Origin of the sequence: Saccharopolyspora sp. NPDC000359, assembly GCF_040300525.1 — a bacterium.
GTDB lineage: Bacteria > Actinomycetota > Actinomycetes > Mycobacteriales > Pseudonocardiaceae > Saccharopolyspora.
The window spans coordinates 1-13,653 of the sequence record NZ_JBEPDU010000037.1; the positions used below are offsets into that span (position 1 = coordinate 1).

Annotated in this window: 11 protein-coding genes and 1 pseudogene; 8 read left to right on the plus strand and 4 right to left on the minus strand. The window is 72.0% G+C overall.

Features of this window, described 5'->3' with window-relative positions; genetic code table 11:
- The 4 genes and pseudogenes from ABT324_RS22545 to ABT324_RS22560 all read right to left on the minus strand — a co-directional run.
- Positions 1–317 (minus strand): annotated as a pseudogene (locus ABT324_RS22545) (2,3-diaminopropionate biosynthesis protein SbnB); the annotation flags it as partial.
- A gap of 26 nt (positions 318–343) precedes the next feature.
- Complete coding sequence (locus ABT324_RS22550) at positions 344–1,330, minus strand: TauD/TfdA family dioxygenase (protein ID WP_351180894.1); 987 nt, start codon at positions 1,328–1,330, stop codon at positions 344–346.
- 28 nt (positions 1,331–1,358) lie between these two features.
- Positions 1,359–4,523: a non-ribosomal peptide synthetase gene (locus tag ABT324_RS22555; RefSeq protein ID WP_351180897.1), complete on the minus strand. Its 3,165-nt coding sequence runs from the start codon at positions 4,521–4,523 to the stop codon at positions 1,359–1,361.
- Positions 4,524–4,609: 86 nt separating this feature from the next.
- On the minus strand, positions 4,610–5,593 hold the full coding sequence (locus ABT324_RS22560) for a clavaminate synthase family protein (protein ID WP_351180900.1): 984 nt from the start codon (positions 5,591–5,593) through the stop codon (positions 4,610–4,612).
- 241 nt (positions 5,594–5,834) lie between these two features.
- Here ABT324_RS22560 and ABT324_RS22565 point away from each other — a divergent pair, with 241 nt between their 5' ends.
- The 8 genes from ABT324_RS22565 to ABT324_RS22600 all read left to right on the plus strand — a co-directional run bounded on the left by ABT324_RS22565 (position 5,835) and on the right by ABT324_RS22600 (position 13,647).
- Complete coding sequence (locus ABT324_RS22565; protein WP_351180903.1) at positions 5,835–6,812, plus strand: ATP-binding cassette domain-containing protein; 978 nt, start codon at positions 5,835–5,837, stop codon at positions 6,810–6,812.
- A complete protein-coding gene (locus tag ABT324_RS22570; RefSeq protein ID WP_351180906.1) occupies positions 6,812–7,792 on the plus strand; it encodes an ABC transporter permease in 981 nt (326 codons plus the stop codon). Before ABT324_RS22565 ends, ABT324_RS22570 begins: the two co-directional genes overlap by 1 nt.
- A 50-nt stretch (positions 7,793–7,842) precedes the next feature.
- Entirely contained in the window at positions 7,843–8,559 is a 717-nt protein-coding gene (locus ABT324_RS22575) for a thioesterase II family protein (protein WP_351180909.1), read from the plus strand.
- A gap of 578 nt (positions 8,560–9,137) precedes the next feature.
- Positions 9,138–9,488, plus strand: a complete 351-nt coding sequence (locus ABT324_RS22580; protein ID WP_351180912.1) for a hypothetical protein — start codon at positions 9,138–9,140, stop codon at positions 9,486–9,488.
- 382 nt (positions 9,489–9,870) lie between these two features.
- A complete protein-coding gene (locus tag ABT324_RS22585) occupies positions 9,871–11,256 on the plus strand; it encodes an MFS transporter (protein WP_351180915.1) in 1,386 nt (461 codons plus the stop codon).
- A 20-nt stretch (positions 11,257–11,276) separates the two neighbouring features.
- Positions 11,277–12,563 (plus strand): flavin-containing monooxygenase, encoded by a 1,287-nt coding sequence (locus ABT324_RS22590; protein ID WP_351180918.1) that lies wholly within the window; start codon positions 11,277–11,279, stop codon positions 12,561–12,563.
- On the plus strand, positions 12,563–12,985 hold the full coding sequence (locus ABT324_RS22595; protein WP_351180921.1) for a RidA family protein: 423 nt from the start codon (positions 12,563–12,565) through the stop codon (positions 12,983–12,985). The genes ABT324_RS22590 and ABT324_RS22595 overlap by 1 nt, the downstream gene beginning before the upstream one ends.
- Positions 12,982–13,647, plus strand: coding sequence for a DUF1028 domain-containing protein (locus ABT324_RS22600; RefSeq protein ID WP_351180924.1), 666 nt, complete (start codon positions 12,982–12,984; stop codon positions 13,645–13,647). The genes ABT324_RS22595 and ABT324_RS22600 overlap by 4 nt, the downstream gene beginning before the upstream one ends.
- Positions 13,648–13,653 lie beyond the last annotated feature (6 nt).

The window sequence follows — 13,653 nt, forward strand, 5'->3', positions numbered from 1 at the left end:
TCGTGGTCGTTGAGCACCAGCACCGCCGAGGCGCGCGGGATGCCCGCCGCGACGTTGTCCGGGAAGCTGGAGATCCACTTGATCCCGTCCACCGCCGCGTCGCCGCCGAGCGCGGCGGGCAGCGCGATGATCCGGGAGTTGGGCCGGTCGGGGAAGCGTAGGAAGTACGACGGCGGGTTGACCGTCCTGCTCGCGCCGTGCAACCGGTAGGCCTGCTCGACGATGTCCACGACCTGTTCGTGCCGCCCGCTGAGGGCGTCCTGCACCTGGGCCCCGGAGATGACGGTGAACGCCGGGACGTGGGCTGACTTGGACATGTTGCTCCGCTCGGGTCTAGTTGGGTTCAGAACGACGACACCGTCGGCGAGCAGTCCGCCAGGCGGACCGGGTCGCCCATGGCCACCAGCACCTCGCGCGCGCCCTCGTAGGGCTCGCGGCTGTGCGCCTGCGCGATGTTGTCGACCAGCATCAGGTCCCCGGCCTGCCACGGCTCCCGCCGCGTGTGCTCCTCGTAGACCTTGTTGAGCAGTGCGACCACGTCCTCGCCGATGGGCGCGCCGCTGCCGTAGCGGCTGTTGAACGGCAGCCCGTCCGGGCCGAACTCCATCAGTAGGTAGTCGCGCACCTCGGGGTCGATCGTCCACTCGTTGAGGAACGCGACCTGGTTGAACCAGACCCGCGCACCGGACCCCGGGTGGCTGATGATCGCCGAGCGGCGCTGCTTGGTGCGCAGGCCGTCCACCCCGTCCCACTCGAACTCGATGGAGTTGTCCCGGCAGTAGCGCTCCACCTCGGCGCGGTCCTCGGTGCCGAAGGCCTCCTGCCACGGCACGCCGACCATCTCGTTGTAGTTGCGGACCAGCTGCCAGCCCTCCCGCTCGAAGCGCTCGACCAGGTCCGCGGGCAGCGCCTCCAGCACCGCCGCCGCGTCCGCCACGCCGGTCACCCCGCCCGAGGTCGGCGCGCCGAGGCAGGAGAACACCATCAGGCCCGGGAACTCCAGCGTGTAGCTGAGCTCGTGGTGCATGCACATCGGCTGGTTCGGCGGCCACTTGGAGGACGAGTAGATGCCGTCCTCGTAGGTCCAGCGGCGGGCGAAGGCCTCGCGCTCCGGCAGCAGGGGGGCCGCCAGGTCGCGGGCCACCCGGCCGAACCCGGCGGCGTCGGCCAGCGGCAGCCCGCGCACCAGCAGCGCGCCGTGCTGGTCGACGAGCGACCGCAGCTGGTCGCGGTGCTCGGCCACCCAGGTCGCGGCCTCGGCAGCGCCGTCGACGTGCAGGATGGCGGGCTTGCCCTCGGTGAGCTGGACGTCGAGTTCGGAAGCGGACATCGCTCGGTGCCTTTCGGGGTCGGTGCGGTCAGCGGGCGGGGTGGACGGCGGCCGCCGCCTCGGCGGCGTGCGTGGCCAGGAAGTAGTGGCCACCGCCGGAGATCTCGTGCCGGTCGACGTGCTCGGCGACCACCTCCCAGCGCCGGTGGTCGGCCGTGGAGGCGTCGTCCCGCGCGGAGACGACGGTCAGCGGCGCGGCGAGCCGCCGCGCCGGGGGAGTGGTCTGCAGGTCGGCCAGGTACTGCGCGGCGACGCGCACGTCGTGCCGGTAGGCCTCGGCGACGTTGGCGGCGTGCTCCGGGCGCAACCGGTCGAGCTCGCGGAACGCGGGTTGGGCGCCGAGCCGCTGCTTGAGCTCGTCGGTGGACAGCCCGCTGACCTCGGTGATGTCGGCCTGCAACACCTCGACCGGGTCGAGGTCGCGAGCCCCGACGAGCACCTGGTGCAGGTGGATGCCCTGCTCCTCCAGCTGCCGCGCCGCGTGCACCGCGAACGCGGCCCCCGCGGAGTGGCCCCACAGCGTGACCGCCTCCAGGCCGAGCTCGCCGATCTCGGCGACGACCTCCTTGACGGTCTGCTCCAGCCCGGCGAACGCACCCGCGTCCGCGCCGACGTCGTGGCCGGGCAGCTGCACCGCGTGCACGCTGATCCCGTTGGACTGCAACGCCTGCGCGAACGCGTGGAAGTTGACCGGCCCACCCCCGGCGTAGGGGAAGAGAACCAGGCCGTGCCGCGAGCCGTCCGCGGTCGCCAGCCGCTGCAGGACGCCGGAGCGCTCCTCGGTGCGCCCGTCGATGATCGCGGCCAGGTCGGCGAGCACCGGCGAGCCGGTCACGTCCCGGAGCGAGATGGTGCGACCGAGCTTGAGGATCAGCTTGACCGCCGACAGCGAGGTGCCGCCGCGCTCGAAGAAGTCGCTGTCGCGCCCGATCTCGTCGACCGGCAGGCCGAGCACCTCCGCCCACTTCTCCGCGAGGTGCTGCTCGGTCGGCGTCCGCGGCGGCACGTGGTCGGTCGCCGTGGTGGCGCGTTCGGCGGCGAGCGCGGTCAGCGCCTTCTTGTCGGTCTTGCCGTTGCCGGTCAGCGGCAGCGACTCGCAGTGGTGGAAGTGCTCGGGAACCATGTAGTGCGGCAGGCTGCGCCGCAGGAACTGCCTGAACTCGTCCGCGGTGAGCTGGTCGGCACCGGTGTGGAAGGCGACCAGGTGCTTGCCGCTGGCGTCCTCGGTGACCACCACCGCACCGTCGCGCACCCCCGGCGCGCGCAGCAGCTGGTTCTCGACCTCGCCGATCTCGATGCGGAACCCGCGGATCTTGACCTGCGCGTCGCGGCGGCCCAGGAACTCGACCTTGCCCTCCGGCAGCCACCGGCCGAAGTCGCCGGAGCGGTACAGCCGCTGGCCGGGCCGGTGCGGGTCGGTGCCGAAGGCGGCGGCGGTGCGCTCCGGGTCGTTGATGTAGCCGCGGCCGACGCACACCCCGGAGAACACGATCTCACCCGGTGCGCCGAGCGGAACGGGCTGCAGGTCCGGGTCCACGACGTAGACCCGCGCGTTGTGCACCGGCGGGCCCAGCGGCACCCGGTCGCGGACCGGGACCTCGGTCATCACCTCGTGGTTGGTGTCGTCGGAGGTCTCGGTGAGGCCGTAGACGTTGGCCAGCTTCAGCCCCGGGTAGGCGGCGAACCAGCGCTGGGTCAGCTCCTTCTTCAACGCCTCCCCGGTCACCGAGACGCACCGCAGGTCCGGCAGCGGGCGCGGCGAGTCCTCCAGGTAGGACAGCACGGCTTCCAGGTACGACGGCACCAGCTGCGCGATCTGCACGCGGTGCTCGGTGATCTTGTCCACGAACCGCTGCACGTCCAGGACCACGTCCTGCTCGACCAGCACCGTCCGCCCACCGACCAACAGCGCGCTGACCAGCTGCCACAACGAGATGTCGAAGCACTGCGGGGCGGTCTCGCTGACCACGGCGCCCTCGGTGATCCCGAGGTCGTGGACCTTGGCGAAGAGGTGGTTGAGCATCCCGGCGTGCTCGCACATCGCGCCCTTGGGCTCACCCGTGGAACCGGAGGTGAAGTACACGTACGCGAGCTGGTCGGCCGCGACCGGGACCTGCGGGTCGGTCGTGTCGCCGTCGACGCCGCTCAGCGGCAGCACCTCGGCGGTCGTCCCGGCGAGGTCGAGGTTGGCGGTGCGACCGGTTTCGGCCAGCACGTAACGGCATTCGCTGCGGCGCAGGGTCCGGGCGATGCGCTCGGCCGGGAAGTCCGGCTCCACCGGCAGGTAGCAGCCACCGGCCTTGAACACGCCCAGCACGGACGCCATCCAGTCCAGGTTGCGGTCGGTCACCACCGCCACGACGTCTTCGCGCCGCAGCTCCCGCGCGAGCAGCGCGTGCGCGATCTGGTTGGCGCGCTCGTTGAGCTGCCGGTAGGTCCACGAGCGGTCCTGGTGCACCGCGGCGACCGCGTCGGGGTGGCGGCGGACCCGTTCCTCGAAGAGCTCGTGCACACGCTTGTCGGGCAGCTCGCGCTCCGGCCCGGCCAGCTCCTCGAGCTGGAAGCGGCGTTCCTCGGCGGACAGCAGCGTGCCCTCGGCGTGCGCGGCGTCGAGGTCGGCGGTCATCAGCTCCATCGCGGCCAGGTAGTAGCCGCCCATCCGCTGCACCTGGTCCGCGCTGAGGCGGTCGGCGCGGTACCGCAGCGCCAGCCGGTTCGAACCGGCGTCGAAATCCACCCGCAGCGCGAAGTCCCCGACCTCGCCGGTGGTCCCGGTGAGGTCGAGGACGGTGTCGAACAGCTCGGCGGGGTCCTGGCCCAGTTCGGCCGGGAGGTGGGCGCGGATGTCGTTCTCCGTGCGCCGCGCGCGGTGCACCAGGTCGCGCCACGAACCGGTGGGCAGGGCCAGCGAGCACGGCACGGGGGACCCGGCGGAGTAGCCGGTGACCACGTGCTCCTCACCGGTGACGGCGGCCAGCACCTTCAGGTGCGCCGCCAGCACCACGGTCCCGGTCGGCACGCCCAGGGCCTCGGCGGTCGACCGGAGCGCCGTCCCGGGCAGCTCGCACTCGTGCACCTCGACACCGGACCGCGGCTCGGCGTCGAGGTGGCGCCAGTGGGGGATGGGCGTGCAGGCACCGCTCTCCAGCGTTCTGGACCAGAATGCGCGCTGCTGCGCGGACGACCCGTTCAACCGAGGATCTCCCTCCACTCAGGACTGGCCAGCCGACGCTAGCCGCGTGGCCTTTCGCCGCTTTATCGGAACTGTTTCCCGGCCGGTCAGTCGAGGACGTAGCCGTCGCCGCCGCGGAGCCGCCGCGACGCGCGGAGGTCGGTCAGCGAGAAGCTGCGCTGCAGCCACCGGTCGCGCCCGTCGTAGCGCGGTTGGAACGCGGTCCGGCCGTGCACCGTGACCCGGTTGTCCACGATGGCCATCGAGCCCGGGGCGAGGTGGTGGGTGTGCGCGTTGTCGGCGAACAGCTTCTGCAACTCGTCCATGGCCGCGCGGGCCCGCTCGGTCAGCGGTTCGGTCGCCGAGAAGTCGATCTGCAGGTCGGGGTCCTCGGGTGCCCCGGTCAGCGCGGCGTGCGGCGCCGCGTCGCCGCTGGCGCTGCCGAAGGACGGCGGCGGTGCGGTGACGAACTCCGCGCTGAACAGCGCTTCCCGCGCCGAGGCGGTGAGCAGGTCCAGCACCTGCCGGATGCAGGCGGTGCGCAATCCGGCGACGCCTTCGTGGTCGGCGCGTAGGCAGGACAGCATCACGAAGTCCGGGCGGTGCGGGTGGAAGGCGTTCTCGGTGTGGAACGACAACAGCGCCGAGCCCGCGTTGCCCTGGAACTCCTCCTTGCCCGGCACCGGGACCACGTCCTGCACCAGGGCCCCGGACTTCTCCGGGCGGAAGGAGGCCGGGTCGCCGAGCCCGGCGGCGAACATCACCAGCACCGCGGCGGGCACGGTCGCGGTGCGCTGCACCGAGCCGTCCCGGGTCGGGGTGTCCGGCACCCCGTCGGGCCCCAGCGGCAACCCGCTGACCACGAGGGCACCGGTGGTGCCCGTGTCGCGTCGGAACCGCCGGATGGTGGTGCGCACCGAAGCGGGCAGGTGCTCCCAGGCCTCGCGCGCGGCGGCGACCCAGGCGGCGTCGTCGACCTGGCCGTCGGCGACGGGGAGCAGGTCGAGCGCGACCCGCTCGACCTCCCGCGCGACGGGTGGTTCGATCACCGCGGTCTGCGGCGGGACCTCCACGCGGACTGCCATCGACATGATCCACCTCCGGTTCGGCAGCGCTCGCCGGACGGCACTTCGCGGCGACGCGCCAGCGAACCTAGATAGGCCGCGTTTTGGGTCGATATCGATTCCTTTTCCGATATTGAGCCGATAAGCCCGCCCCCTACGCTCCGGCGGCGGAAACCGCAGTGTCCCCGGGGGTGGTCGTGTTGGACGTGGATCAGCAAGGGCTTCCGCGGCCCCGGCCCGCCGCGCGCCGACCCGGGGAACCGGCGGCATGACGGCGGCGGTCGAGGTCGAGGGGCTGGTCAAGGAGTACGGCGACCGCCGAGTGGTCGACGGCGTCGACCTGACCATCCCGGAAGGCACCGTGCTCGGGCTGCTGGGGCCCAACGGCGCGGGCAAGACCACCACCGTGCGGATGCTGTCCACGCTGATCCGGCCGGACGGCGGCCGGGCCCGCATCGGTGGCTACGACCTGGTCAAGCAGGCCACCCAGGTGCGCCGGCTGATCGGCCTGACCGGGCAGTACGCCTCGGTGGACGAGGGCATCTCAGGCCGGGAGAACCTGTACCTGATCGCCCGGCTGCTGGACTTCCCGCGGCGCCGCGCCCGCGAGCGGGTCGACGAGCTGCTGGAGCAGTTCGACCTGGTCGACGCGGCCTCGCGGCCCGCGGGCAAGTACTCCGGCGGGATGCGGCGGCGGCTGGACCTGGCCGCGAGCATGGTCGGCGACCCGGCCCTGCTGTACCTGGACGAGCCGACCACCGGGCTGGACCCGCGCAGCCGCAACAACCTGTGGGACGCCGTCCGCGACCTGGTGGAGGAGGGCACCACCGTCCTGCTCACCACGCAGTACATGGAGGAAGCCGAGGCGTTGGCGGATTCGATCATGGTGATGGACAGGGGGCGGGTGATCGCCTCCGGCACCAGCGCTGAGTTGCGCGCCCGGGTGGGCGGGCAGGTGCTGCGCATCCGCACCGCCCGGCGGGAGCACCTGGACGAGCTGGTCCGCAGGCTGTCCGGGATGCGCGTCCGGAACTTCCGGGTGGACCAGGAGAACCGGCTGGTGTCGGTGCCGATCGTCAACGAGGCCGAGCTGACCGGGATGGTGCAGGTGCTGGCCGCGTCCCGGTTGCCGATCGCCGGGCTGGACACCCACCTGCCGAGCCTCGACGAGGTGTTCCTGACACTGACCGACAAGCCGCGCGAAGCCGACCCGGACGCGACGGTCGTGCTGCGGAGGGTGTTCTGATGGGCGCGCCCGTCGGCGGCCCGCCGCCCCGCCGCCCGGCGATGCCGCCCGGTCGTCCGGCCCCGTCCCGTCCCGGCCCGCCGCCCCCGCCCCGGACCGGCCCGCCACCGGCGAACGCCCAGCCGCCCCGTCGGCGACCCGAACCGCGCCGCGCCGCACCGGAACCGCCGCCCCCGCCGGAGAAGCCGTCGCGGATGCGGGCGGTCTCCGGTCGCGTCGGTCCGCGCGCCGCGCTCCGGCACACCGGCGCCATCGCCCGGCGGAACCTGCTGCAGGTGGTCCACGACCGGGGCGCGATCCTGGACGCCACCCTGATGCCGATGATCTTCACGTTGATCTTCGTGTACGTCTTCGGCGGCGCGATCGCTGACGACCAGGGGGACTACAAGCAGTACCTGCTGCCCGGGATCATGGTGCAGACGGTCTCGTTCGCCTCCCGGCTCACCGGGGTGACGCTGAACGTGGATGCCAGCCGCGGAGTGATGGACCGGCTGCGCGCCCTGCCCATCGCGCGGTCCGCGGTGCTGTCCGCGCGGATCTCCGCGGACATGTGCCGGATGCTGCTCGGCCAGCTCGTGATGTTCGTCTTCGCGCTGATCATCGGCTTCCGGGTGCAGACCGACGTGCTGTCCGCGCTCGCCGCGATCGGCGTGCTGCTGGCCTACGGGTTCGCGCTGTGCTGGATCTCGGCGTTCATCGGGCTGGCGCTGAAGAGCCCGGAGACGGTGCAGTCGGTCGGCTTCATCTGGACGATCCCGCTGCAGTTCGGCAGTTCCATGTTCGTGCCGCTGGAGACGATGCCCGGCTGGCTGCGCGCGTTCGCCCAGGTGAACCCGACGACACTGGTCACCGATGCCTGCCGCAACCTGTTGTTGGGTGGCCCGGTGGCGCCGTCGGCGCTCGGCGCCTTCCTGTGGATCGGCGGTATCTTGCTGGTCTTCGCCCCGCTGTCGGTGTGGAAGTACCGGCGCTACACCTGACCGGCGGGTGCCGGCCGCACCTGCCAGCACACCGAGATGAGGAGGACGACGTGGCGCCAGCCATCCGACTGTTCTGCTTCCCGCACGCGGGCGGCGGGACGGCGGCGTACCGACCGTGGGTGGGCGCGCTGAGCCCGGAGATCGAGGTCGTGCCCGTGCCGCTGCCCGGCCGGGAGGCGCGCATCGCCGAGCCCGCGCACGAGCGCATGGACACTTTGGCCGAGCAGGTCACCCGGGAGCTGTCCCCGTCCTTCGACCGGCCGTACGCCTTCTTCGGGCACAGCATGGGTGCCGGGCTGGCCTGGGAGGTCGCCCGCCGGTCGGCGCCGCTGGGCTTGATCGCCTCGGCCCGGCGGGCACCGCAGCTGCCGACCCGCCGCCGCCTCATGTCGCAGCTGTCCGACGAGCAGTTCGTCGCGGAGCTGCGGCGGCTGGAGGGAACGCCCCAGGAAGTGCTGGACGAACCGGAACTGGTGGAACTGCTGCTGCCGACGCTGCGGGCGGACTTCGCGCTCAGCGAATCCTTCCGCGCCCCGGCGGGTCGGAAGCTGCACTGCCCGGTGGTGGCACTGGCCGGGGAAGGGGATTCCGAAGTGGACCGCGCGGAGCTCACGGCCTGGCAGGACGCCACGACCGGGCCGTTCCGCTCCCGCTGGTTCCCCGGCGGCCACTTCTACCTGGCCAACGGCGCACCCGAAGTCCTCGCCGAGGTCCGAGCAGCGGTCCTGGAGTTCGCCGCGGCCGCCCGCCTGACCCACCACGCCTGACCACCCGACCCAGGCCTGGCCCGGGGCGGCGGGCGGTGGCGCCCGCAGGTGCGCGATTCCAAGCGCTGACTCAGCGAACTCACCTCAACGCGCCACCGGCGTGTCGGACACCCGACACGCCGAAGGCCCGCAGTTTCAATGGAAACTGCGCCGGTTCAGCGCTCATCCGACGACGTGTCGCCCTTCCTCGCCCGAGTGAAGGCACCCATCACCGACTCAGTCAGCGAAGGGTTTCTCCGGCGCCCGCGATCGGCGCTGGGTGCAGGGGAAGCGGCCGCGGCGCAGCTGTCGGACGCTCTCCAACGCTCCTGACACGTGCTCCACGCGCATTCAGGGGAGAACGGGTCCCAGAATCCCTGAGATCGCGCAGAACCCGGACACGCCCGCGGCATGTCGGCATGCGACACGCCGTGGGACCACAGTTTCAATTGAAACTGTGGTCCCACGGGCCTCGGTGGCATGTCGAAGTACGCCGAGTGCGATCGTCTCGTCACCCACACGGATGAGGTCGGGGTGCCCTAGCCGGTGCGGACCGCAGGCCGGAGGGTGGACGGGTTCAAGGCGGGACGGGGGACCTCATGAGCACATCCGCACAGCACCCGCTCGAGTCGCTGTACCGGGCCCGCGATGAGCTCCAGTCCGCGGTCCACCAGGTCCAGCACCAGCCGCCCGAGCAGGTCAGCGACGACTTGGGCTGCTACGCCACGGTGAACACCTCGATCCTGCACGAGTTCCGGGCGCTGGTGACCGCCCTGGCCGAGCAGACCCAGGGCGCGGACCGCCAGGAGGTGCGAGCGGCGCACCGCGGGTTGCGCGGGGTCATCCCGCTGTTCGACCAGATCGCCGCTTACGTCGAGCTCCACCAGTCGACCACCGAGGCACTGCGCTCGCCCGCGCCCGCAGACCGGGGCACGGCAGCATCAGCCTGACCCGCCGCCGGTCGCTGGGGGTTCCGGCACGACGCGGGTGCGGCCGAAGTTCACCGCAGGACACCGCTCAAGGCTGTCCCCATGACGCCCGGTGGCTCAGCGCGGCAGTGGTGGCATCCGGCGGTCCACCAGGCGGAACCGCCCGCAAGCGCCTCCACCCACTCCGCTCGGTGCAGCTGCCGGTCGTGATCTCCGGGTACCGCCTTAGGCTCTTTGCATCGGTCTACCTGATGCAGTGGACCAATTATCTCTGTTTGCCAGATGTGTGCTGGGCCGCTTAGCGTCGCCCCATCGAACAGCCGCCGGTGTTCCGGGGTGGTTCCAGACAGGGCGCCGGAGCGCGGGCCTGTCGTCTTCTCGCGATGACCCGCTGGAGGTCCCCGTGTCCGATCACACCGCACGTCCTGCTGCGGACGCCGCGCTCGACGCGGTCACCCAAGCCGATCCCGCCTCGCTGCGCCGGAGCGTGGCCGCCGGGGCGATCGGCGTCTTCGTCCACTGGTTCGACTGGGCCGTCTACGCCTACCTGGCCACCACCATCGCGACCGTGTTCTTCCCCGCCGACAACGAGGTCGCGGGGGTGCTCTCGGTGTTCGCCGTGTTCGCGGTGTCGTTCGGCATCCGCCCGCTCGGCGCGCTGGTGTTCGGGCCGCTCGGCGACCGCATCGGCCGACGGCGCACGCTGTCCATCGTCATCATCGTCATGTCGCTGGCGACGCTGGTGATCGGCCTGCTGCCCGGCTACGGCACGATCGGGATGGCGGCGCCGGTCCTGCTGGTCGCGGTGCGCCTGGTGCAGGGCTTCGCCGCCGGTGGCGAGTTCGGCAGCGCCGCCAGCTTCCTGGCCGAGTACGCGCCCCGGGCGCGGCGCGGCTTCGGCGTGAGCTGGCTGGAGGTCGGCTCGCTGCTCGGCTTCCTCGTCGGTTCCTTCGCCTTCTTCCTGCTGTCGGTACTGCTCACCTCCGAGCAGATCACCGCGTGGGGCTGGCGGATCCCGTTCCTGATCGCAGCACCGATGGGCGTCATCGGCTACGTGATCCGGACGAAGATCGAGGACACCCCGGAGTACCGCGCGCTGGAGGCCGCCGGATCGGTGCCGCGCAGCCCGGTCGCCGAGCTCTTCCGCTCGAACGTGCGGCAGCTGCTGCAGGCCGCCGGTCTGATGACGATGATGCACGTGCTGTTCTACGCGGTGCTCACCTACCTGGTGAACTACCAGACCGAGCACCTCGGGCACTCCGCCGAGAGCGCCGCGCTGCTCTCGACGTTCGCCTCGCTGCTCGGGCTGGTGCTGGTACCCGCGTTCGGCCACCTGTCGGACCGGGTCGGCCGCAAGCCCGTCGTGGTCGGTGCCGCCACCGCCCTGCTGGTGGTCGCGACACCCGCCTACCTGCTGATGCAGACCGGGATGGTCGGCACCGTCGTCGCAGCCCTGGTGCTGGCGGTGATCCTCTCGGCGATCCTCGGCACCCACGCGGTGTGGTCCGCCGAGATCTTCCCGACCCGCACCAGGCAGGGCGGGCTGTCGATCGCCTACAACATCACCGCCGCGCTCTTCGCCGGGACCGTGCCGTTCGTCATGACGGTGCTCATCACCGCGACCGGCAGCCTGCTGGTCCCCGGCCCTTACCTGATGGTGGCCGCCGTGATCGGTCTGGTCGCCGCCCTGACCATGCGCGAGACGGCCGGGAGCAGCCTGCTCCAGGCCCAGGACCTGGGCACCGATCCGGCTGATCGGTCGCCGGAAACCGTTGGGAGGAAGTCTTGAACCGAGGAACGGAGGTTTCGATGGCGGACGAGGAGACCGAGGTCCTCGTGGTCGGCGCCGGGCAGGCCGGGGTGGCGATGAGCGAGCACCTGGGCGCGCGCGGGATCCGGCACCTGGTGCTGGAGCGCGACCGCATCGCCGAGCGCTGGCGCACCGGCCGCTGGGATTCCCTGGTGGCCAACGGACCGGCCTGGCACGACCGCTTCCCCGGGATGCTGTTCGCCGATGTCGACCCCGACGGCTTCGCGTCGAAGGAGCAGGTCGCGGACTACTTCGCCGCCTACGCGGAGAAGATCGGCGCGCCGGTCCGCTGCGGGGTCGAGGTGCAGCGGGTGCGGAAGAACGAGGGGCGCCCCGGCTTCCACGTGGTGACCTCGGAGGGGACGATCCAGGCACGCCACGTCGTGGCGGCGACCGGGCCGTTCCAGAAGCCGGTCATCCCGCCGGTCGTCCCGGACAGCGCGGAGCTGGTCCAGATCCACTCCAGCTCCTACCGCAACCCGCAGCAGCTGCCGGAGGGCGCCGTCCTGGTCGTCGGGGCGGGGTCCTCGGGTGTCCAGATCGCCGACGAGCTGCGCCGCTCGGGCCGCGAGGTCTACCTGTCGGTCGGCCCGCACGACCGGCCGCCGCGGCGCTACCGGGGCCGGGACTTCTGCTGGTGGCTCGGGGTGCTCAACAAGTGGGAGGCGGCCGCGCCGCCGCGCGGGGCCGAGCACGTCACGATCGCGGTGAGCGGTGCGCACGGCGGCCACACCGTCGACTTCCGGGCGCTGGCGGCCGAGGGCATCACCCTGGTCGGCATGACCCGCGAGTACGAGGACGGCCGGATGCGCTTCGCCGGCGACCTGCGCGACAACATCGCGCGCGGTGACGCCAACTACCTGGCGATGCTGGACGAGGCCGACGCCTACGTCGAGCGCAACGGGCTCGACCTCCCCGAGGAACCGGAGGCCCGGACCTTCCAGCCGGACCCGCAGTGCGTGGTCGACCCGCTGGTCGAGCTCGACCTGGCCAGCGCCGGGGTCACCTCGATCGTCTGGGCGACGGGCTTCGCCACCGACTACAGCTGGCTGGAGGTCGACGCCTTCGACGAGCGCGGCCGCCCGCAGCACGCGCGTGGCGTGTCCACCGAACCCGGGGTGTACTTCCTCGGCCTGCCCTGGCAGTCGCGCCGCGGATCGAGCTTCATCTGGGGAGTCTGGCACGACGCCGCGTACGTGGCCGAGCACATCTCGATCCAACGCAGCTACCTCGCCCACCACGAATCCGCCAACGCCGCACTCGACACGAAGACGGGAGCCGCCTGATGCCCACCCACACCCGCATCCGCCCGTTCAACACCCGGGACACCTACCCGGAGCAGAACCTCGACAACGACCTGTGCCAGGCCGTCGTCGCCGGGAACACGGTCTACGTCCGCGGCCAGATCGGCCAGGACCTCGACACCAGCGAATCGGTCGGGATCGGCGACGCCGAGGCCCAGGCCGAGCAGGCGATGGCCAACATCGACATGCTGCTGCGCGAGGCGGGCAGCCGGATGGAGCACCTGGTCAAGCTGACCATCTACCTGATCGACCCGCGCTACCGCGAGGCCGTCTACCGGACGGTCGGCCGCTGGACCCGGGGCGTGCACCCGATCTCGACCGGGCTCGTGGTCTCCGCGCTGGCCCGGCCGGAGTGGCTGTGCGAGATCGACGCCATCGCCGTGATCCCGGAGGACGAGAAGTGACCTTCTCCATCGCAGCCCGGCAGGACGGGCGATTCGGAATGGCCGTCAGCTCCTCCAGCCCGGCGGTGGCGGCCCGCTGCGCGCACCTGCGGCCGGGCATCGGCGTGGCCGCTTCGCAGAACGTGACCGACCCGCGGCTGGGTGGGCGCATCCTGGACCGCCTGGCGGTCCACGGCGACGCCGACCGGGCCATCTCGGAGGTCGGCGAGACCGCCACCGACCTGGACTACCGCCAGCTGACCGCGGTCGGGCCGACCGGTCCGGCGGCGTGGTTCAGCGGCAAGTTCACGCTCGGCACGCACGGCGCCGCCGTCGGCGCCCACTCCGTGGCCGCTGGGAACCTGCTGGCCACCAGCGAGGTACCGAGGATCATGGTCAACGCCTTCGAGGCGGCGACGGGCGAGCTCGAGGAGCGGTTGCTCGCCGCGCTGCGGGCCGGGCTCGACGGCGGCGGCGAGGCGGGACCGGTGCACTCGGCCGGGCTGGTCGTGGTCGCCGACGTGGAGTGGCCGGTGACCGACCTGCGGGTCGACTGGTCCGAGTCGCCGATCGACGACCTGGCCGGAGCGCTGCAGGTCTGGCTACCGCAGCGCGACGACTACGTCCGGCGCGGGCTGCAGCCCTCGACCGCGCCCTCGTACGGCGTTCCCGGCGACCAGTAGGAGGAA